This is a genomic window from Pseudoalteromonas sp. SR44-8, from assembly GCF_014163635.1.
GTDB lineage: Bacteria > Pseudomonadota > Gammaproteobacteria > Enterobacterales > Alteromonadaceae > Pseudoalteromonas > Pseudoalteromonas rhizosphaerae.
In genome coordinates, this window is record NZ_JACJDS010000014.1 from 98,771 (window position 1) to 121,249 (window position 22,479).

The following is a 22,479-nucleotide window of genomic DNA, read 5'->3' on the forward strand; positions in this document are numbered from 1 at the left end:
CACATAATCATGACACAAGATGAATTAAAAAAAGCAGCTGCTTGGGCTGCACTCGAATTTGTAAAAAAAGACACCATTGTGGGTGTTGGCACAGGCTCAACTGTAAACCATTTTATTGATGCATTAGGCTCAGTAAAAGACACCATACGCGGTGTGGTATCAAGTTCTGACGCTTCAACCGAAAAACTAAAAGCACTCGGTCTTGAAGTATTTGAACTCAATGATGTTGATGCCCTTGACGTGTACGTTGATGGCGCAGATGAAATAAATGCGCTGAACGAAATGATCAAAGGCGGTGGCGCAGCACTAACCCGCGAAAAAATAGTCGCAGCTGTAGCAAAACAGTTTATATGTATTGTTGATGAAACAAAAATAGTGGACACCTTGGGTGAATTTCCACTGCCGGTAGAAGTTATTCCAATGGCACGCAGTTATGTTGCTCGTGAACTGCTTAAACTAGGCGGCGATCCAGTTTATCGCCATGGCGTGGTAACAGATAATGGTAACGTTATTTTAGACGTACATAACTTGTCGATCAGCCAAGCAAAAGATTTAGAGCTGACAATTAATCAAATTGTTGGCGTAGTAACCAACGGCTTATTTGCCCAGCGTGGCGCAGATAAAGTGATTATCGGTACCAAAAATGGGCCGCAAATTAGATAAATAGGATGAGGATATGAGTAAGGTATCGTTGGCAAAAGACAAAATTAAAATTCTTTTGCTTGAAGGTGTACATCAAAGCGCTGTAGAAACGCTAAAACGTAACGGCTACAGCAATATTGATTATGTAAAAACCTCATTGCCTGAGGACGAACTAATTGAGCGCATTAAAGATGTGCATTTTGTAGGCCTTCGTTCTCGTACTCATATTTCTGAAGCTGTACTTGAAGCGGCAGAAAAACTGGTTGCCGTTGGTTGTTTTTGTATCGGCACTAACCAAGTTGATTTAAGTGCCGCCCGCAAGCGCGGTATTGCAGTATTCAACGCACCGTTTTCTAATACCCGCTCTGTTGCTGAGTTAGTACTTGGTGAAATTTTACTATTGTTCCGTGGTATTCCAGAGCGTAATGCCATTGCCCACCGTGGCGGCTGGTTAAAAACCGCCAATGGCTCATTTGAAGCCCGTGGTAAAACTCTAGGTATTATTGGTTATGGCCACATTGGTACGCAGCTAGGTATCATGGCTGAAAATATCGGTATGAACGTTGAATTTTACGATATTGAAGACAAGCTAACCCTAGGTAATGCCACACAAGTACATAACCTAACGCAGCTACTGCAACGCGCTGATGTTATTAGCTTACACGTACCTGAAACACCGCAGACTAAAAACCTGATTGGTAGCGCGGAAATTTCAGTGATGAAGCAAGGTTCAATTTTGATCAACGCCTCACGCGGCACTGTAGTTGATATTGACGCCCTAGCAGAAGCACTTCGTGATAAAAAAATCAGCGGCGCTGCCATCGACGTATTCCCAGTTGAGCCAAAATCAAACGATGAAGAATTTGTATCGCCACTACGCGAATTCGACAACGTAATTTTAACACCACACATTGGTGGTTCAACTCAAGAAGCGCAAGAAAACATTGGTATTGAAGTAGCGGGTAAACTAGCAAAATACTCAGATAACGGCTCAACTATAACTGCTGTTAATTTCCCTGAAGTATCACTGCCAGAGCTTGCTAACCGTAGCCGTTTATTACACGTACACCACAACCGCCCAGGTGTGTTAACCCAAATTAACCAAGCGTTTGCCCAGCACGGCATCAACATCGCCGCGCAATACTTGCAAACAGACGAAGCGATTGGTTACGTAGTAATAGACGTAGATACCGACCACTCTGAAATTGCACTAAAAGAACTAAGTGCAGTAGAAGGCACGATCAGAGCACGTATTCTTCACTAACAGCTGTCAGCTGGTCAAAAAATAAAAGCCGTGCTTGTTAAATCAAGCACGGCTTTTATTTGGATGAAGAATAATACTTTTTTCAACCTTAGCCGATGAAATATTGCCAGTTTTATTGTCTGTATTAAACAAGTTTCACTTAAGTTACATCTTACTGTATTTGCTATAACGGCTCGCTTTTAAGAATATTTTCACAACTCGGTCAAAGATTTCTCTATTACTAAATTCCTCAATAGAGGCGTTAGCGAGGGTTTTCCTCTACCAAAACCTTATTGAGAAACGACGCAAGTACGCTGCGCATTTCGTCTACCCAAGGGTGAAATAGCCAAAAGGTGTGCGGTGTATCGGGTATGGTATACACTTGTTGATGGACGTTGTTTTTAATTAGCTGCGCTACAAAAGCATCTCTGCCAACATGAAAACGGTCATGGGAAGAGTTAATAAATAATGTTGCTGGAGTATGTTTACTTAAATATTCTACCGGCGAAACCGCATGCCAACGTTTTGGCTCTTGTGCATAACGCCCACCTAACCAAAGCGCTGCATAAGAAATCTTTCCAGGTTTATCTTCAAACATCCTCGCCGCTGTTGAGGTTAAATCAGCCACGCCGTCAATGTTCACGATTGCTTGCACTGCTTCGTAAGGCGATTTTGTATCGTGATTGGTACTCATGGCCCCGAATAACGTGGCCATATGAGCACCAGAAGACGCCCCTAACACCGCGATTTTTTTGGTATCTATCATATATAATTTATGATGTTGTTTTAGCCACTTAATCGCATCGTTGATATCTGCCATTGCAGCTGGATAGAGCGCCATTTTAGAGGTTCTATATTCGACACTTACCGCCACAAAACCTTGGCCAGCTAACCAGCGTGCCGTTGGCGTTTGATGAGACTTGTTACCAGTCCTCCATCCGCCGCCATGGATCATTACGACCAACGGTTTAGCCTGCTCTGCTTTATTAGGATAAAATAAGTCAAGGTGCAGCGTTGAGCCATCCACCGTTTTGTAAGCTAAGTTGTAATGTTCGCTGATGGACTGTGCTGTTTGCTCGATATTTTCCGGTTTGTTTATCGGACTAATAAAAGGAAACTGTTTCTTGTTTTTTCGATACTCACTTTCAATGGTGTACTCAGCCATTTCACCACTGAGTGAACTGACAACCTCACGCGTCGATACCTGCTGTATTGCTTGTTGAATACGGGGAGATTGATACCATTTACCCAAGATATTTTCCCAAGTAAAAGATGCTGCTTTACTCTCATTTAGCTGTCTTCTATTCGTTGTTATAAATGCCCCAGGACCGGAAGAATTGTACTCAAAAAAACGAGCATCTTCTGCACGAAACACCTTTTTCCCACCGGCTCTAGCTGTTCCTTCCATTGGATGCCAAGCTTCTTGTTGAATATGCGCTCCCATCCAAGTATCTATAAATACTGTTTGTCCTATTGCATTAGGATCTGCATACCTTCCATCAGGGAATGTAGTTGTAGGATGCCAAGGTCTTCCTAACCCCATACTATTGTCTTGCACGCCTTCCTCTGCGCTAAGAGCACAATCAATAAAAACCAGACCAAATGCTTGCTCAATATTAGTACTTGGTGCAGTAATAAAACCTATCGGTAACTGTTTGTTAGGTCTAGCCCGAGTCACTATGTTCGACTTATAAAAAACGGCGGCTCCGCCCCCAAAAATAAAGTCAACATGACCACTTATGGTATTATTGATAAATAAAGATCTCCCTGCTTTCGTGTAAAGAGTATCTTGATATCCACTGATTTTTACATGATTAAACAATGCTTTATCACTACCATAGTCGGTCAATACAGCCACTGCTTGTAGACCTGATACACGTTTTGGATCCTCGTTACTCAGCGCATCGTAATACGCAAAGTCAAAGGTGTTCTCAATATGCAAGTTTTCAACACTAAAATTGGGTGATTTAATAGTTAACGTGGCTGAGTTTGATGTTCCTAGGTTGCCACCATTTACTGTTGCTTTTCCTGAATAGTCATCAAAATATAATCGAGTAGTATCAGCCCCTGCACCTGATAACGTAATAAAAGGTTTGTTAATAACGAGTTTTTCATAATAGTCACCAGAGACTATTTTAATAATATAGGGCTGAGATAAATTATTAGGTGCTTGCTCAATAGCTTGTGCAATGGTGGCAAAAGCGTGTTCATTGTTTTTATCAACAATTGCATCAACTCGTGGTGATACGAGTTCATTCGCAGATAAGCTTTGACATATAAGTCCAAAGAAAAATAATAAGCCCTGAATAGTACCGCTTATTGTTTTTAACCGACCATGTAACTGCATGTGAAGTTTTCCTTACATAGTAAAAATAGCATGTTTAAAGTAGGCCTGTGGCGAGTAAGTAAGATCATTTTTTACTAACTATATTTGGCTGCCAGCCACGCATCACGTTTTTAATGGTGTAGTCTTGCGCTTCGACTTGACTCAGTTGATGCGCCCAAGCCACTCGCTTAATACTATTAGTTCCCAGCCCTGAGTTATTAAACTCAGCATAAAAAACGGTTTCCTGTTTACTAACATCCCCCCAATTTTGCCAACCTTCAGGAGCAATATGCTGACCTAAGTCAGAGTTAATAAACACAGTTTTAGCGTGGTGTCTCCAAGGACGGCCAAGATAAACTTTATCAACAGCAGCACTGGCAGTTAACTTCACACGATTAAACACAAATCCAAACGCCTGATTTTTAGGGGTAGAAGCAGCTGTAATATAAGAGTTACTGAGTGACTTAACTTCACAGTCTTCGAACATTGCTGTGCCTTCACCAAAAATAAAGTCTGTGGTGCCTTCGATATAACAATCTTTGAAATACGAGCGAAACCCTTCGCCAGCTAGGTACAAGGAATCTTGATGGCCTTTGATAGCTACGTTATTTATGCTTACTCGATCAGCCTCGATATGCAAAGCAACAGCCTGCCCAACCGCGCCTGCACTATTAATAATAGTCAAATTTTGGGCGCTAAAGTCATTCCCTCGCACCATTAATGTATATGTGTGAAAGGTACTATTTCGACCTAAATTTATCTTATTAAAATGGTCGTCATAGGTAATAATTGTATTTTCTTTACTTTCACCTATTAGTTTTATTCGTGTATTCCATGAGTAAACTTCTACCTTTTCTGCATAAACGCCATTTTTAACGAAAATACTTATGTCATGCCAAGGGTAAGTTTTACTTGCATTGATTGCTGCCTGAATGGAAGTAAAATCGCCCGTACCATCTTTGGAGACTACCATCTTTGTGGCGTACTCTTGAGCCACTACCGATCGCGCCCCAAATGATACAAGAAACAATGTAATTAAAAGCGCTAAAGGACTTGTTCTTTTGTTTTTTGTAATCACTGTCGTAACCACCCTTTTATTATTGATATCACAATCGCTCTCATCTTATGGGGACAGCAACTGAACACCTGTAGCCATAACTTTTACATAGCAGTCACAGTTTGCAACATAGCTGATTATCTGTGAACGAAGTTAGCATGTAACGCAATTCCAACTAATTGGACTGGTATTTATCCAAAAAATCTTCTTCAATACTTATTTCTAACAAACTATGCTACCGGTGGCAAATTTATTTAAATATCATTCCCTAAAAAAATCAGCGTGTTATTTTTTACAAAAATAAAGCTCGCAGATCTAACGATACAAATCATACATTATATTAACAAACAACTTGACACCAAACTGCCACCGGTGGCAATCTGATAAAAATAAATTTTATTAGTGGTAACTTATGTAAACAAAGTAACAGCATCTCTACTTTTAATTTAACGCGCTACCTTATCAAATAGTGCGCAATTTAATCTTTCTTTGTTCCAAGGAAGCAATAATGAAACTAACACACACATTTATAAAAAGCTTAATTGCTACTAACGTGCTTGCCGCCCTTACCGTAAGTTCATTCTTTAGTAACGCTCAAGAATCTCAACCAGCAGCATCTGAGGATGTTGAGGTCATTGAAGTAAAAGGCTTTCGTGGTTCTTTAATTAAAGCCTTAGAAGCCAAACGAGATGCAGCTAATACTCGTGAGTCAATTATGGCTGAAGATATTGGTAAGTTTCCAGACTTGAATGTGGCAGAAGCCATTCAGCGAGTTCCTGGAGTGGCAATATCGCGCGAAGGTGGTGAAGGTCGTAATATTGTTCTACGAGGTTTTAGCCCGGGTTTTACCCGAACTACGCTTAACGGTATGGAAGTACCCGCAGGAAGTGATGGTCTCGATTCTGGCGGCGTAACTGTTAACAATAGTCGAGCCTTTGACTTCCATGTATTTGCATCAGAGCTTTTCAACCGTATAGATATTCAAAAAACGCAAACAGCCTCGATTGAAGAAGGTGGTATTGCTGGTACAGTCGATATGTACTCTGCACGCCCTTTTGATAACCCCGGCTTCAATTCGACCCTGTCACTTAAAGGTGGCTATAATGATTTAACCAGTGAAGTTGACCCTAGGTTTGCTTTCTTAGCCAGTAATACATTTGCTGATAATACCTTTGGTGCACTTTTTTCGGTCGCAGTATCAGATAGAAGTGTGCGTCAAGAAGGCTTTGGCAGCGTGCGCTGGGAGCCAACAAATCGAATTGGTAATGGCACATGGGGTGACACTTCTGGGCTATCGACCATCAACGGAACGCCTAGTAATTACTGTGGTGCTGAAGAAGCTATATCCTGTTTATGGGTACCTCGGTTACCGCGGGCTGATTTTTTCGGGAATGAGCAAAAACGTATTGGGGTTACCGGTTCTTTGCAATATAAGCCTAATGACGACATGTTATTCACATTGGATATATTGCATTCTGAGTTAGAAAATGATCGCAGAAACTACAACTCTATGGAGTGGCTAGTTAATCGTGGTGCTCCGGGTGATTTCCAAGGTCAAAGCCCCGTTTCGTTTACGGTCGATGAGTCGGGTAAAGTCCTTATTGCTGGCAGTTTTGAAAATGTCACCTCATGGTACGAAAGCCGATACCAGGTGTCCGATTCGATATTTGACCAGTATGTATTATCTGGCGATATTCAACTTAATGATCGCTGGTCGCTTGACCTTATGGCTGGTATGGCTAAAAACGACGCTGACAGAGAGGAAATTCGTTATTACTACCGATCGGTTCCCCACTTCTACTCCTATGATTACAGCAGTGGAAATGCAGCGACAGTAGATTATGGCGATTACGATACGACCGATCCTAATAACTACCTTGATGCAGTCAATGCCTCTAATCGTAGTGACGATGTTAAAAAATCAAATACCACAGTGAAACTGGATCTCGCTTATGCCGGAGATAGCTTTGATATAAAAACCGGACTTGCCTTTAATGACAGAGAAGTAGAATATCGAACGGCAGATGGTGACTTTACTCCCTTTGATCCTTCAAAATATACAACCCCATTTCCGTATTCGGATTTTGGTAAAGGCTTAGATGGCGCTACTTTGGCTCCTTTTCTTGTTGCTGACTTTGATAAGCTAGAGGCCGACGGTATTCTTACTCATAATTATACCAATAATGCAGCTCAAGGCTGGGTGGTAGGTGAGAAAACACAAGCCCTTTACCTTGAATTAAACAGTGATCATGAAATTGGTGACATGTATCTTCGTACTAACTTTGGCGTGCGCTATGTCAACACTGAGGTCACTTCTGAAGCCATTATAAACAATAGTCCTTTGTCGGTTACGCGCGATTACAATAACTTCTTACCATCGATGAATTTAGCACTTGAAGTCACCGATGATATAGTGACTCGTTTTGCTTATGCTCGCAGCATGACTCGCCCAAGTCTAGGTAGTTTAAATATTGCTTCACCGCAGTTTGGGTATACGACTTTTACTGTAGGTAACTTAGGTAATCCTGGACTGAACCCTTATGAATCAAATGATGTTGACCTGAGTGTTGAATGGTATTTCGCAGAAGAAGCTGTTGTTGCTTTTAATGTTTTTAATAAAGACATAGTGACCTCTCTTGATACTGAAGAAGTAGAAAAACTGGTAGACGAAGAGTTTTGGCCATCTATTTACGCTGATCCTCAGTATATAGCCACAGCCCCCCTAGGTGACCCCGCATCGCAAACCTATACACACCGCATACCAGTCAATAATAACGACGGCTATAGCGTGACTGGTTATGAGCTGATGTATCAACAACCCTTTATCTTTTTAGACGGTTGGCTGTCTAACTTTGGTGTGGTTGCTAACTTCACACATGTAAGCGCACAAGACTCTACAGGCTTGTCACCCAATTCTTATAATGCAACATTGTATTATGATGAAGAAAACTATGGCGCTCGTATATCACTAAACAAACGCGATGATTACCTACTTCAAGAGCCAGCCGGAAACGGCCATGCTCAAGAGCGTAAGTTTGGTCCGACTCATGTAGACGTATCTGCATTTTATAATGTGAATGAAAACATTTCGCTTTCACTGGAAATTATTAATTTAACAGACGAAGTTGAACGTATATATGGTACCGGAGACGGAGATCTCAACTTAACGAGAGAATACAGCCATACCGGTACACAATACTTTATCGGCGCAAGTTATACATTTTAGTAAACTGCAACGAATCAGTGTCTATTTGAGCTGATAAAAAAGCCCGCAGATACATAAAATATGCGGGCTTTTTTGTATCTAGCTTTTATGTAATGTTTGTAAAAACCCATAAAGATATGCAAAAAAGTAGGCTGCAATGAGATTGCAATAATCGATTACTGAGTAACGCACCTTATATGTATTTGCCTTAAGCTACTTGCTTAACAGCCACATCGACAAACGAAGTAAACGAATTTGCTTATTGAATTAGAGTTGATTTAGAATTGACCGTCACTGTATAAAACGGTCAAAAAGAATACTAGTGCCTATTGACCGAGTTAAGGCTCATATGTGTTAAGTTGCACCCACTCAGCAAGTTGCAGCATTTTGTGCACAAGTTTTCTTTATACCTAACTCTTCATGAAAATGCGTTGTGACACTAAAAGTTAATACAAAAATAATAAAACCCAACAACCAGCAATTACACTCTTTTAATTTAAATTTACCACGCCAAAAAGCTGTTATGAAAATGACGAAATTTCTAAAAGTGAAGATAAATGTGATAAGTAGGAACACAAAAATGATAATTCCAGCTGTACTCATAATTTTCCAGTGCAACTAACGAGCCTGTAGAATAACTCGTTTTTAATTTATTTTTATTGATGCATTAACCATAGCTGAGTTCCTATTTTGATTCAATCGACAACTGACTTTTACGTAAAATATAAAAAGAGGATTTGCTGTTGCTTTAATGGGCGTTTTGGAAGGGATTGCAGGTGTTTAAGTGGCTTATTTGGAGAGGTAGCAGCTTATCTTTATTAATGCGTCCTGTTTTGCAGCTTTTCTATATTATGAACTAAGCAATATAGTTGCCGCAGTATGAAGTGAAAGCATTCACTTTCATTTGACCGCGTAAGGTCAGTTTGTTCATGCCTTTATTGACTGTAATATTCCGCTGTTTATTTAAAGGAATGCAGGCTCTATACAGCCTAGTCGTTTGCCATTCCTTCAATAAAAAGCTGCCGTCGCCCCATTGGGCTGTCTATTTTGACTTTGATTATTATAGCTAACGGTGGATTTAGATCTCTGGATCCGCCGTAGGATAAAAATGTGCTACTGGCGACAATGGCACTATTTATAAGGAATAGCACGCACTAAAGTACGCAGTTTAATGAAATTGGGTGTTAGCGAACGACTCGCCATTGCATGTGGTATCACCAGTACCAAAAGTAGGCGCTTGGAAGCGAAGGTCCTTGTAGAAGCTCAAAAACAAAAGGGATTAACATTGCATTAAGCAATGATTACTTAGCTTCACAAGGGTTAGTGTCATTGAGAGATATTTGGATCAATATTCATTACGGGAGATGAACCGCCCATTGCACTTCCTGCTAATAAAAAGCGCATGATGGGTGGTGTGGGGGCTGGAGGTTAGAGACCTCCGGCTACCCGATTATGTTTCGTGACATTTAAATGGTCTTTATTTTAAAGATGAATAGCGAATTACCTTTACCTGTCGCAACCAATAGATGTTGATTATCTTCGGTAAGAGTAAGGGATGAAATCCTCTTTAATTCATTATCATGAACACTTAATAGCTTATTCTTATAGCTAAGTCGTCCATCAACTCCCGCACTAAATAAATATAGACCGACACCCGACTCCCCGGCTGCATAAACTTTTGAGCCGTCAGACGATATCGCTAAGCTACTTGCTCCCTCTAGACCGGAACCGCCAACATCTAAATGATCTATTGCCTGCAAAAATGTATATTGTCCAGTATCTAGTTTATGAAAAACAACAAGAGAATCACTTCCTGCGCAAGCGACATACAAAAACTCTCCATTTGGTGAAACAACAATTTTTTGTGGATTAATAAATTTCTCCACACCCGCAACGCCATTTTTTAATACTTGTTTTACCAATAAGTCACCTTTGTCATCTCTATCAAAAATAGTTAATTGATGACCATCAAAACCTAGAACATATAATTCATTATTTAATGGAGATAAAGCTACAGCAATAGGTTTCCCCAAGTTATTGTCAAGCGGTCTGGCGTCTTTTATTACTCGATTAAAAGTAACCTTTTTATCCACCATTATATCTAAAATGGAGATGGCATTGCTCATATAACTTGCAACAAAGAGTTGCTTTTCGTTGCTAGTCTTGACGATATCCCAAGCACCTAGAAGACCAAGGTTATCCAATTCACCCACTGGCACATCACTATCAAATACTCTGTCATAACTTAGACCGTCACTGATAAATTGGCTAAAACGGTAACTACTATTATTTTGAGAAAATCTGCTTAAGGCACCATCATAGAAGCCAGTAACAACTACTTGATTACCACGATCAAAATAGGTAACACCAGAAGCACCTTCTAAACCATTTATATTGGTAGAGGAATTTTCAAACACTTGACTGAAAGTCAATTTAAAATCCTTGTCCAAATTGAAAACAGCGAAAGCATTATCGTCTCCACTGGACACAAAAACCTTAGAATTATCTGAAAGAACTTTAACGCTTCTGGGGTTACCCAAACCATCAACATCGTTAACATCATCTTTTAGTATTTGGATGAGCTGAAGACTCTCTATCCCACTAGCAGTAACATTAGCAACATTGAAGTTAACTAGCATTATGAAGATGAGTAATGAAATCAGCTTTTTATTGTTACACATTAACTCTACACTCTCTCAGAAACATAACGCTTTAAACAGCGGAAAGTCCGAGCGTACAGGCCGTTGTTTGGCCTGCGAGGGATTTTCCGATGATTTAACTTGTTATACAACGATTTCACCACTTTGTGATGCAGAAGATTGTCTAATTAATATTAACCCAGCGATGAAAAGTAACGAAGTTTCCATAGAGAAATATATAGTAGTTGTAATGGTATAAAGTACACCTTCGTCAGGTAGCAAACCATAAATTGATGAGCCAATATAGAGAGTTGAACAAATTACACAAACTACCTTTAACCATATCCGCTTTTCAATTTTAGCCAGATAAAACAAGGCGGCTACGTAAATAATAGAAACAAATGGGACATACGGCTGAAATGCATGAAGGATGTCTCGGCTCTTTTCTGGTTCTTCCAAAACTAAAGCAGCCCAAAATGGATTGATAAACCCAATAAGATTGATAAGAAAAGGATTTAGCAGCAAGCCAACTAAAAACAGTTTTAACGAAATATTCAGCAAATGCAGTTTCCTAAGTTGTATAACGCCTTGCTCATTTGCGCAGCGGTTGTAGTGGATTTTTGTGCAACAATGAGCGAAGCGAATGCACAAAAAGGAACGTAGACCGCTGCGTCAAATGGAGCAATTTGTTAAGTGTTGGTGGTAATGCAGAATAGTAAGCTCGCATTACTTACCTCCGGGTTTTCCTCCCACTCTGTGTGGGCCTGCATAATAGTACTTTTTATAATTGCTATTGCCGATTTGTTTGGCATATCTTTCAGATCAGCTGTGCCCTGATACCTTTGGGAGAGGCCAACATTACCGTCCTCATATTTTAGCCATCCTTCCCATCCGAGTACTTGCGTATTACTTTGCTCAAAAAGATAAAGTAGTTCCTTGGCATCATTGTAGCCAACTACAAGCTCATCCTCTGACTCAGATCGTTTCTTTATATCTTCGAAGCTATACATGTTTGTGACACTTAACGCCCCAAGCAGCGGAAAACGCGAACGCTTTGGCGCAGCCAGTGAGTGGTTTTCCGCTGGCTTGGCTTGTTAGCTTTGTATATCAATTTCAACAATTTGAGCCTCTGTAAATATACTTTTTGCTTTTTCAAACACGATATCTCTATTGGCTGGGTGAACTGTAATATCTATTGCGTTATCTGATAACGTAAAAAGTGTAAGACAACCAGCTATTTGAATTTTTGATATATCCGACTTTTTTATCAATCGTCCTTTGGTGTTATAAAAACGGGAGTAAGAATTTGTTCTTACCTGCACGTTTGTCCCTAAATCGTTAAACGTTCTTTCTACTTTATCCAAAAAGTTAATAGGGATCATAGATTCCAACTTTATGACCAATACAAAGAACAGTACGGAACCAATCACAAAAATAAAAGTGTCGATAATGCCTCCGCAAAGCTAACGCCGCGCTCTGCGGCAATTTTGAAGCGCAGCGAAAAATTGTCCGGCAGCAGCGCCTTGTTAGAGCTTGTGGCTAGATAGTAATGCATTGATATATTTAACCGTTTTAATGCCTGGGTAATCTAAGTAACTTTCACCTTTTGGAGCTACGCCTCTTTTGTACTTCGGATATGCTCTGCGATAGTAACAGTCCCAGTAGCTATATACCCTCTGCCTAGTTTTCTCATAATGATTGGGATTCTCAGAGATATAGGCGACTAAGTTTGCTTTGTTGATTTCACCTCGACTTTCGTAAATAACCTCGATAATCTCAATTACGTACTCACCCAAAAGCTGAAGTATATAAGGTGCTGTAAACGAACTGTTTGAAGTTATAAACTCTTTCAAACACCTTTCCCTCACAAAGCCATCATGATGTCGAGAAAACAAACAGAAAACCATCTCCTTTTGAATAGGTGATAATTTCTTAAGCATACCGAGCTGGCCTGCATCTGCATAAATTCTCGTCGGTATAGTCAAAGTATTCGTTTCGAAGGTTATCTCGAATGGCTCGTATGACTTATGCTTCGAGCCAAGATCGAGAGTGTCCTCAATAACTTTTATGTCTTCTTCTAGATGGCCCGGAAACCTACCCGACAACTTCTCGATATACATTCTCGTATGCTCTAACAGCTTATTCAAAGGATCTAAACCCACAAGTTGCAGACAGAAAATCCTTTGAGTTTTTTAATATTTTCAGTCTAACTCTGTATCTAAATGTAAATCAAGGGATTTATCTTTGTTGTTATTTTGTTATTGTAAATTACAAGAAATAAACCCGCGAGTTGTTAAAAAAAATCAAAACTGTTTATGAATACAGGAAAATAAAGCAGATAAAGATACGCGTGTCGCTCATTTTCCTGAATATGGGAGCAAACAACAGCTTGATTATTCAATGAGTTATTATCCTAAATCTATATCAACGTCAGTTTCCCACTTGAAACAATCTCTAAACTTTAATTTTCACCGTTGGGTTTCGTTGCTCTGAACCACAACCTACGATAATAAATTTTACGCCGACCTGCTTTGGTTTTTCCTAGTTCCTAGCGCCTAAATCCTAGTCCCTCACCCGAATCGCCCATAAAAAAGCGCGAGATTAACTCGCGCTTTAAAATAACTCAAAACTGTATTTTGTCTTAAACTTACCGCTTAAGGCTTACAACTTATAGCTCTAAGAGCTATTCGCCCTTCGCTTTTAAATTTATAAACTCTGCCAATTCTTCTGGTTGCCCCATTAGGGTGAAGATCTGTTGGTTAATTTCGGTCATGGTTTGCCCTTCTGGCAAGCTTGCTGACACGGTTAATGAGCTTAAGCCTTGCGTGAAGTTTTTAATCGCATCACTCAGTTCCTCGCTGACTGGCGCTTGTTGTAGCTGCATATTGACCATTTGCTGCATTTGCTCCAGCGTCATACCTTGCTTTTCAAGCGTTTGTTCGACGAGTGCTTTAAATTCACCTTCGTTATTGAGGGCAATTTCGATGCTGCGTGGTTCAAGCTCTGCAAGCGCCTCCATTAGTAAGGTTTGTTGCTGTAATTGCTGCTCTAAAGTCGGCTGTTGACTACCTAGTTGTTGCTGCATTTTGCTCAGCGCCAATGAAGCATTCATCAATGCGGTTGATTTTGCTAGACCGAGGTTAAAATTAAGGCCTACAATATTTTTAGCATTAAGCGCAAAGTCGATATCACTATCACCTGATTTTTCATCATAGTTCATCAATGTATGGAGATCATAGCTAGCAGCAGCGAGTTTATTGTTAGCGTCTGGTGGTAACTGCGCTAAAAAATGCTCACTGAAGGTAAAGTTTTTTATGCTCAACTCGGTACGAGGAGCAATTTTATCTACTTCGTATCCCGCCACTTCAATGCTCGCAATATTAGCAACCGGCTGCTGATCAAAACCAGTGATTTGCATATTTGATATTTCAACACTTTGCCCAAGCACGCTGGCCGAAATATCTTCATAACTGGCTGTTACACCCATTTGCTGGCTCATTAATGCAAGCTGACGATCAACTTCTACTTTAACTTCTTGAGTCAGTGCATGATTTGCATAGCTAACACCACCGATAGCCGCAGCGACAACAACAGCAACAATTGCGAGTTTTTTCATTCTATTTCCTTATTACGATTTCTATTATCACCGTTGTTATTTAGCTTAGTCTCTAACGGCTTTAGACTTAAGATTTTGCTAAGCGTATCATTCAATAATACCTTTGATAAGGCCTAGCATAAGTAAGTGCAAATTGATTTGCACTTTTTTGAGCGTGGCTAATTAATTAAACTTAGCAGTTCATGCACTGTTTTAACTGGGGTTATCTTAGCGCCTAACCCTTCCATTGATTTATGGTAATTACGAAATGGAATAAATATTTCGGTAAAACCATGTTGGGCAGCTTCTTTAACGCGTGGCACGCCACTGTCGATTGGCCGTACGTCACCGTTTAAACTCAGCTCGCCCATTATGCAGGTGGTACGCGGTACAACAAACTCATTTAAGCTACTGAGTAAGGCAGTCACTAAGGCTAAATCGATACAGGTTTCGGTTTCATCAATTCTCAGCCCGCCAACAATATTAAAAAACGTATCATGAAAGATTTTGGTTTTAGTGTGCTTGCGTAAAATACCAGTGAGCATTTTTATTCGGTTCATATTTAAACCTACGCACACTCGCTGTGGAAACTCCGCCTCGGTTTCGGTAGTTAAACATTGTATTTCGAGCAACAAGTTGCGGTTACCTTTTCGAATGCAAGTAATGGTTGAACCGGGTGAGTCGGTACTTGATCCCGATAAAAATATTTCACTGGGGTTATCAACACTTAGCATACCGCGTTCGCACATTCTAAAAATGCCTACAGTATCAATGTCACCAAAGCGGTTTTTATTGGCGCGCAAGGTACGTATTTGCCCATCGTTAGTGTCGATATGTAATAACGCATCAACAATATGCACTAAGGTTTGCGGCCCCGCTATTTCATTATTTTTATTTACGTGGGCAATAATAAACATAGTGACGTCGTTTTGCTTACAGTACTGTGTAAGCGCTTGCGCGGCACTTTTAACTTGTGACGGTGAACCTGGGCTGCCGTTTGCGGTATCAGTAACAACCGCTTGAATAGAATCGATTACTGCAAACTTGATGTTATTTTTTTCAAGCTCGTCGATAATGGTTTCAACACTGGTTTCTGATAACAAATACAGTTCGTCTGGGTTGTAATCGAGTTTTAAGCGATTAACACGATTTTTAAATTGCGATAACGACTCTTCTGCGGTGCAGTAAAGTGATGGCATACGCTGTGACATGCGCGCGACTAAATCCGATAATAAAGTCGTTTTACCTGCTCCGGGATCGCCTGAAATAATATTCACAGAACCTGTGGTTACGCCACCTGATAATACTCGGTCAAGTTCACCAATACCGGTTAGTTGCTTTTCGGCTTCGGTGGTTGCGATGTCATTAATTTTTTTCGAGCCACCGCCAACGCCACCAGCATAGCCGCCAACAACGCTGCGCGTTGCTGCTTTTTTAGTTTGCCCTGCTGAGGGCTTAAATTCGGCTAAGGTATTCCATGCGCCGCAGCGACACTGTCCTTGCCAGCGTTGGTAGTTCATTCCGCATTCGGTGCAAACAAACTCTATTTTTGCCGCTTTTGCCATTAACTTTTGCCTACCTTCGTCATTTTGAAATCATTTATGTCCATACTAGGATGATCTTTAATTTATTGTTACGTTATCGTGCGCTGAATATTGACCTTGCCAATAAGGCAATTCAACGCCACAATCGAGATATATAAAAAAGCAAGGTTTATCACTTTTACTTTAGGGCATATTTTTTGCTTAATCTTTTTAGCTTGGGCTTTTTTGATTAATAAACTAAAGTAATGAGCCATTTATTTGGCAATCTCATAATAATAAAAATTAAAGATGGTAACTCATTACACCGCACATGCTGCAAACCAGCAACCAAGTGAGTGTGTAAATACATGTGCAGTATACCAACTTTTTAGAATAGACGGTGATGGTTTTATAAATGACTGAAGACACTCTGCTTAAATATGAAAGTTTAGTTGATGAGCTTAAATCATATTTAGGTAATGCCAAATTTGACACGATCTTTAAATCGAAGACAGCGGGTTTAACAAAACCTGAGCAGTTCTTGATCAAGATGGAAATGTCGCGCTTGTCGCAACCTATCGCCCGTTTTATTGATTTACGCGGCCAAGTAACAGGCCAAGTTAAACCTTATGAGTATGAAGGCAAACAACACTTTATGGATGAAACCGCTATTGCGGTATTTGAACAAGCCATAGAACGCCATGGTGGTTATACCCTTGCTGTTTACGAAGCTGTAATGAACACCGATAATAACCATCGTGTAATGCAAAAAAAAGCCGCTGAACAAGCTAAGCAACCTGAGTTACAGAATGAACAAAAATTAGATTGCCAGGTTATTAAATTTGCCTCTTATGAAAGTCGCCGTGAAGAACGGATGAACTATTCAATCAAAATCACTGTAGAACTCAACAAAGACAACACCATTGCAGCAACCACCTCAGATATATCTTTAAGTGGCGCAAAAATAAAGCTCTCACCGCGCTATCAAGTCAAAAAAGGGCAGTTATTAGGACTGCGTTTAGTCGGTCTTGAGCAAGATTTTGAATTAGGTTTAAAAAACGGCATTCAATATGAAGTTGTTGCAGTTGAGAAAATCTCTGCGGAATTTAATCATATTCGCTTAAAACGTACTTTTATAGAAAATAACGCAAAATTTGATGAGTTTTTAGAAAGCTTTATTCACGGCAATAAGCGTCGCTATAAAGTAAATTTAGATAATACTTTAGATGCCGTCGTCTCAAAAGGCTATGAGCAGTACTATATTCCCCGGGTGACTTCGTTATTTACTTTTTTTAGTTTGCAAAACGATAAACTCTACCCAAGTTTAGTGCTGACCACTGAAAACAATATTTTTATTCAGCGTTATTTTTGCGATGAGCGAAAGCTGTCATGTTTATACACTATTTTAAATCAGCAACGTTTAAGTCAGTTACTAAGTAACCCAGCCCCAGTTAAAGAAGAGTATTTATACACCTTTACGCACGTGGTTGCTGGAAAAGTATATTATTACTCAGCAACACGCACGGAGTTGACTGCAGAGCCGCAATTAAGCGCATTATTTTTTGGTTTTGGTAGCCAAAAAGAAAGCTGGCAATGTTTTAAAGTACAGTTAATGCCAAGCCATCCAGAAGATTCATTTATTCCATTAAGCTTACCAAATACCGCTGGCAAAGATATTGAAAAATTAAACAAGCCACCAACGCCTCGCGTACAAGGAATGATCAAAGACGTAAAATATCTAGTGATTTTAACAGCAGTCGGAACAGACTTTGAACGAGCGCATTATCAAAGTTTTAGTTACGATAAAAGTATAGTTAATCAGCTCAAGCACTTTGGCCATGGCAAACATAAAACCCCACCAAAGCTTGAAACCGTGGATTTAGAGTATGTAAACCTACGCTCTCACAAACGCTATTTGTATAAAACCGATGTAGTATTAACAACTCAGGATGAGCAAACACATACCGCTCATAGTCGTGATTTCTCGGTGATGGGGTTGCAAATTGAGTGTGACCAACCGGTTACTTTTCAAAAAGGTGAAGTTGTTGAATTAAGCTTACCTGAGCTGCAAAAAATAACCAAAAAGCACACGCTGAGTAAATTAAAGTACGAAGTGATGGCGGTCAGTAAATCGTTCACCACTATCAACTTAAAAGCCTTACGTATTGTTGATAACCCACACGAAGGGGTGAAATTTTTTACGCAGTTAATTGAAAATAATAAAGATAAACTAAAAGTATCTGAAGAAGCGCCAAAGGTGCCAGGATTATCGACAGCGCTGCGAAATATGGTAACTAAAAGTGTCTGCCAATTTCCGTTTTATTTACATAAAGAAGCTGCACATTTTAAAACAGGAGCAATTGGTCAAGGCTTGTACCCGAGCCCATTGCATATTATTTTGCAAAACTATGGCTTGCTTAATAATACCACCAGCATTGATGCTTTTTTATCGCCAGAGCAGCTCAATGGCGTGATCACACCGCTTATAAAAGATCGCAGTCGTCAAGATCCTCCTCTACCTTTCACTTTATTTATTCGTTTTGATCCTAAAAAACCGACCATTAAAGACGCTATAAAAAGCAAGTGCAGTGCAGGCGAGGATTATGCCCCACAGTTACTCTTTTTAAAGAAAGGTCTCAAATCTGAGTTGATCTTTATAATGCGTATTTATATTTCACGCACTGGCCGCCCTGATACAGATTACTTATCTAACGAGTTAAAATACGTAAGCCAATATGCATTGCACAAAGCAAAAGATCTTGAAGAGGCACTGTGGGCAGTAACAGGTGTTGGTGACATGGTTGATGTAACAGATGAAACGCTTAGTCATTTGGACTTTACCGCAGAGCTGGTAGACCAAATGAATAAGCGCAAGCAGACTTGGCTTAAACGGCTAACTTAACTCCGTTACTTAATAACAGGAATAGTTAATAAATATAACAGTTGTAATAGCGAGCCTTGGCAAATTGCAGCTTGGGCTTGTTCAACAACTTTAGGTTTACCGTGTACGGCAACACCGAGTCCTGCCGCAGCCATCATGGTCAAATCATTCGCACCATCACCAATCGCTACTGTTTGTTGCGTAGGTAAATTTAATCGTTGCTGTAATTGGCTCAACACCACGGCTTTTTGCTGCGCATCAACAATCGTGCCTAGCACTTTACCTGTTAACTTATTATCTTTAAATTCCAAAACATTGGCATGTACTTCGTCTAGTTCAAGCAGTTTTTGCACTTGTTCAGCAAATGGCACAAAGCCACCTGAGGCAATGGCTAAATACCAATTATGCTGCTTTAGCACTTGGCATAGCGCTTTGATCCCTGACATTAATGGTAAACTATTTTTTAGTTCATCAATTAAGCTTTGCTCAATACCCGCAAGTTTAGCGACTCGTTGATGTAAGCTTTCACTAAAATCTAACTTACCAGCCATCGCTTGTGCGGTTACCGCTGCGACATCATCATATACATCAGCAAGCCTTGCGATTTCGTCAATACATTCAATCGTAATGGCGGTTGAGTCCATATCCATTACTAATAAACCGGGCTTAGTTAAAATCGGTGGCTTACTAACTTGTACAAGTTGAAATCCCAATGGATGGGCAAATTCATTCAGTACCAAAGGATTAATGCTTGGACTTAGTGTCTCGCTGTAAAAACACAGTGCGGGGCTTAAGTTTGGCTCTGGTTGATAACGACAAAATGCACTGACAATAAACTGCTGCTGAGCTAAAAAGTTAATTATATTAGCTAGTTGTTGGCCGCTAAAGTCCCCTGCAAAAGCAATACTAAACATTCCTTGCGGATCAGTTGGTAAGCTTGTTGGTACTAATAAAGCATCTTGATAGTGATACCACATACCTAACGACAACTGTGCCGATAACTGCTCTGATGAAAGGCTCGCAAAGCGCTCCAATGTCATGATAACTCCAAAAATGATACTAATGTCTCCCCTGTAAAATAACAATTATACCAATCGGGTTAGGTTATTGGTCATTTATAGCGACGGATAAATAGAGTGATAACAAGGCATAAGTTTTATATGTAGTTGTTCTACATAAAAAACTTATAACGCCGTTAGCGCTTTATTTAGCACGCTAGAAAGACTAAATATTTAAGTCGATTGGTATTAATTCGCCATAAAGGGGGATTTAAGGTTATAGTTACGCTTAGTTGTAACATCAAAAACAAAAGCTGTCAGCAGCGTAAACGGTGACTATGAAAAATAACCATCTTAAAAACCCTATTTCAGCATCTCTTAGGCAACGCCTAGTGCGATTAAGTATTGCTGCGGCATGCTTTGTATTGCTGACTTGGGTTGCTGTTAATGGTAGTTTTCAAAGCCACCAGTTGCTTTATGATAGTGCCGACAGCACAGCAAAAAGCTTAACTCGTTTTATGGCTCTCAATGCCAAAACGCCGCTACTTGAAAAAAACAAACCTGAATTAACAGCCTTATGTAACAGCATAAGCAAAGATGAGTTTGTACTGGCTGCAACGATTTATGATCAGCAAGGCATACTTATCGCCAGTAGTGATAATTGGCAAGCTCACCATATTTTAGGTAAGCTGCCCAACTCCACTCCAGGTATTAGTAAACTTAAAACCCCGTTTGTTGAACCGATAATCAGTGATGACGATCGCCCACTAGGATTTGTTGCAATAACTTACTTGACCCGCTCAGCAGTAGCAACCAGTCATAGCAGCTTTCATGACTTAGGCCGCCAAGTATTACTAATGCTAGTGATAACCTGCATTTTTACTTGGCAATTAGGCCGTGGTTTAAAGCGCTGGCAAGTAAATCGTTATATCCGAAAAAGTTCTGAGCACGAATCATAAAGCTGCTTTTGAAAACCAGCCTTATAAGGTGTTGTGATCTGCTTTAATTGACATAACTGCTCAAACACCAGGGGTAACTGTAACGGCGTGTTTATTTGCCCTTGAAAGCCCGCTAACGGCATTGCAGGTGCATCTGTTTCAAGTAGTAAGTGTTCAGGTGCTATGTGAGCAACAACGGAACGTGTTTTTTGTGCTCGCTGATAAGTGATCACCCCGCCCACCCCGAGTTTAAAACCCTGTTTAATATAATACTGTGCTTGTTGTAATGAGCCTGAAAAAGCATGTATAACACCACCATATTTTGGCTTACAGCGCTTAAATGACTGTGCAATAAGGTCATGGCTTTGTCGATGATGCACAATCAATGGCAATTCAAGCTGATTAGCAAGATCAATATGGTGCTCAAATATCTGAGTTTGCAAAACAATATCGTCAATACTGCGGTCAATGCCACATTCGCCAATAGCGACCAATTGCTGGCGATGTTGCACAGTAAACTCAGTCAGTTTGGCTAAATGACTGTGGTGATATTCTGCTAAAAAGTAAGGATGTAAACCTGCACCGATGCGCACTGCAGAATGCTGTTTAGCAAAAGCGCATAAAGAAAGAGATTGTGCCAAAGTGATCCCCGGCACGATCAATTTTTCGATCCCCAGCTGCTGACATTGCTGAATTAGCTTGCTGCGGGTGGCATCAAATTCAGTAAAATCTAAATGGCAGTGGGAATCAATAAACGCCATAATAAACTATGGGTTTAAACGTGTAATTTGCCAGCTGTTATCAGCTTGACGCTGATATATAAAACGGTCATGCAGGCGGTGTGCACCACCTTGCCAAAACTCAATTTTTGTTGGCACAACACAGTATCCCCCCCAAAAATCTGGCAATGGTATTTCGCCTTTAGCAAACTTGGTTTTCATATTAGCAAAAGTTTCCATCAACACTTTACGCGATGATACAGGACGGCTTTGCTTTGAAGCCCATGCAGCTAACTGGCTTTCTTTGGGACGTGACAAAAAGTACTTGGCAACCGCTGAAGTTGGCAGTGGTTGTGCTTCACCATAAACAATCACTTGGCGCTCCATATGGTGCCACGGAAAATGCAAAGAGATTTTATTATTGCCTTTAAGCTCTTGTGCTTTACGCGAGCCGGTATTGGTAAAAAACACAAACCCGTTATCATCAAGATGCTTTAACAACACAATACGTTGCGAAGGCTGACCGATTTCATCAACCGTTGCCACCACCATCGCCGTTGGATCTGGCAGTTTACTTGCTACCGCGTGCTCAAGCCAGGTTTCAAATTGCTTGAATGGATCATCAAGTAAATTCTCTTCGCTCAGAGCATCTTGCAAATACTCACGACGGATATCTTCAAGTTTCATAAAATTCCCTCTAGGTTCTAGGTTCT

At 40.2% G+C, this 22,479-nt stretch carries 16 protein-coding genes and 1 pseudogene; 6 read left to right on the top strand and 11 right to left on the bottom strand.

Going from position 1 to position 22,479, the window contains the following annotated elements; genetic code table 11:
* The first annotated feature begins 9 nt into the window (after window positions 1-9).
* Together rpiA and serA are read left to right on the top strand one after the other, a co-directional pair.
* The gene (gene rpiA, locus H5183_RS09105) at window positions 10-663 is read left to right on the top strand and encodes a ribose-5-phosphate isomerase RpiA (protein ID WP_182731497.1); all 654 of its coding nucleotides are present in this window, start codon (window positions 10-12) and stop codon (window positions 661-663) included.
* A gap of 13 nt (window positions 664-676) precedes the next feature.
* On the top strand, window positions 677-1,906 hold the full coding sequence (gene serA, locus H5183_RS09110) for a phosphoglycerate dehydrogenase (RefSeq protein ID WP_145241268.1): 1,230 nt from the start codon (window positions 677-679) through the stop codon (window positions 1,904-1,906).
* Between the two features lie 241 nt (window positions 1,907-2,147).
* On the opposite strand, the gene H5183_RS09115 is transcribed toward serA, so the two are convergent.
* Both H5183_RS09115 and H5183_RS09120 read right to left on the bottom strand, forming a co-directional pair.
* On the bottom strand, window positions 2,148-4,232 hold the full coding sequence (locus H5183_RS09115; RefSeq protein ID WP_182731498.1) for a pectinesterase family protein: 2,085 nt from the start codon (window positions 4,230-4,232) through the stop codon (window positions 2,148-2,150).
* 64 nt (window positions 4,233-4,296) lie between these two features.
* Complete coding sequence (locus H5183_RS09120; protein WP_310736579.1) at window positions 4,297-5,289, bottom strand: pectinesterase family protein; 993 nt, start codon at window positions 5,287-5,289, stop codon at window positions 4,297-4,299.
* A 487-nt stretch (window positions 5,290-5,776) separates the two neighbouring features.
* On the opposite strand from H5183_RS09120, the gene H5183_RS09125 reads away from it, so the two are divergent.
* Together H5183_RS09125 and H5183_RS21770 are read left to right on the top strand one after the other, a co-directional pair.
* Window positions 5,777-8,494, top strand: coding sequence for a TonB-dependent receptor (locus tag H5183_RS09125; protein WP_145241265.1), 2,718 nt, complete (start codon window positions 5,777-5,779; stop codon window positions 8,492-8,494).
* A gap of 1,051 nt (window positions 8,495-9,545) precedes the next feature.
* A pseudogene (locus H5183_RS21770) lies at window positions 9,546-9,841 on the top strand (hypothetical protein); the annotation flags it as partial.
* A gap of 98 nt (window positions 9,842-9,939) precedes the next feature.
* Here H5183_RS21770 and H5183_RS09130 read toward each other — a convergent pair.
* From H5183_RS09130 to radA, 6 genes are all read right to left on the bottom strand, one after another.
* Complete coding sequence (locus tag H5183_RS09130) at window positions 9,940-11,154, bottom strand: beta-propeller fold lactonase family protein (protein WP_182731499.1); 1,215 nt, start codon at window positions 11,152-11,154, stop codon at window positions 9,940-9,942.
* 102 nt (window positions 11,155-11,256) lie between these two features.
* Complete coding sequence (locus H5183_RS09135; protein ID WP_182731500.1) at window positions 11,257-11,673, bottom strand: hypothetical protein; 417 nt, start codon at window positions 11,671-11,673, stop codon at window positions 11,257-11,259.
* A 128-nt stretch (window positions 11,674-11,801) separates the two neighbouring features.
* Window positions 11,802-12,122: a hypothetical protein gene (locus H5183_RS09140; protein ID WP_182731501.1), complete on the bottom strand. Its 321-nt coding sequence runs from the start codon at window positions 12,120-12,122 to the stop codon at window positions 11,802-11,804.
* Window positions 12,123-12,206: 84 nt separating this feature from the next.
* On the bottom strand, window positions 12,207-12,494 hold the full coding sequence (locus H5183_RS09145) for a hypothetical protein (RefSeq protein WP_133469023.1): 288 nt from the start codon (window positions 12,492-12,494) through the stop codon (window positions 12,207-12,209).
* Window positions 12,495-13,795: 1,301 nt separating this feature from the next.
* The gene (locus tag H5183_RS09150) at window positions 13,796-14,728 is read right to left on the bottom strand and encodes a hypothetical protein (RefSeq protein WP_182731502.1); all 933 of its coding nucleotides are present in this window, start codon (window positions 14,726-14,728) and stop codon (window positions 13,796-13,798) included.
* A 158-nt stretch (window positions 14,729-14,886) separates the two neighbouring features.
* Entirely contained in the window at window positions 14,887-16,272 is a 1,386-nt protein-coding gene (gene radA / locus H5183_RS09155; RefSeq protein WP_182719606.1) for a DNA repair protein RadA, read from the bottom strand.
* Window positions 16,273-16,645: 373 nt separating this feature from the next.
* On the opposite strand from radA, the gene H5183_RS09160 reads away from it, so the two are divergent.
* Entirely contained in the window at window positions 16,646-19,132 is a 2,487-nt protein-coding gene (locus H5183_RS09160; protein WP_182731503.1) for a PilZ domain-containing protein, read from the top strand.
* 5 nt (window positions 19,133-19,137) lie between these two features.
* Here H5183_RS09160 and serB read toward each other — a convergent pair whose 3' ends face one another.
* Window positions 19,138-20,151, bottom strand: coding sequence for a phosphoserine phosphatase SerB (gene serB, locus H5183_RS09165; RefSeq protein ID WP_182731504.1), 1,014 nt, complete (start codon window positions 20,149-20,151; stop codon window positions 19,138-19,140).
* 296 nt (window positions 20,152-20,447) lie between these two features.
* Between serB and H5183_RS09170 the strand changes: the two genes are divergently transcribed.
* Window positions 20,448-21,068 (top strand): AhpA/YtjB family protein, encoded by a 621-nt coding sequence (locus H5183_RS09170; protein WP_145235511.1) that lies wholly within the window; start codon window positions 20,448-20,450, stop codon window positions 21,066-21,068.
* On the opposite strand, the gene H5183_RS09175 is transcribed toward H5183_RS09170, so the two are convergent.
* On the bottom strand, window positions 21,035-21,808 hold the full coding sequence (locus H5183_RS09175; protein WP_182731505.1) for a TatD family hydrolase: 774 nt from the start codon (window positions 21,806-21,808) through the stop codon (window positions 21,035-21,037). The genes H5183_RS09170 and H5183_RS09175 overlap by 34 nt on opposite strands.
* A 6-nt stretch (window positions 21,809-21,814) precedes the next feature.
* The gene (pdxH, locus tag H5183_RS09180; protein ID WP_182731506.1) at window positions 21,815-22,453 is read right to left on the bottom strand and encodes a pyridoxamine 5'-phosphate oxidase; all 639 of its coding nucleotides are present in this window, start codon (window positions 22,451-22,453) and stop codon (window positions 21,815-21,817) included.
* Window positions 22,454-22,479 lie beyond the last annotated feature (26 nt).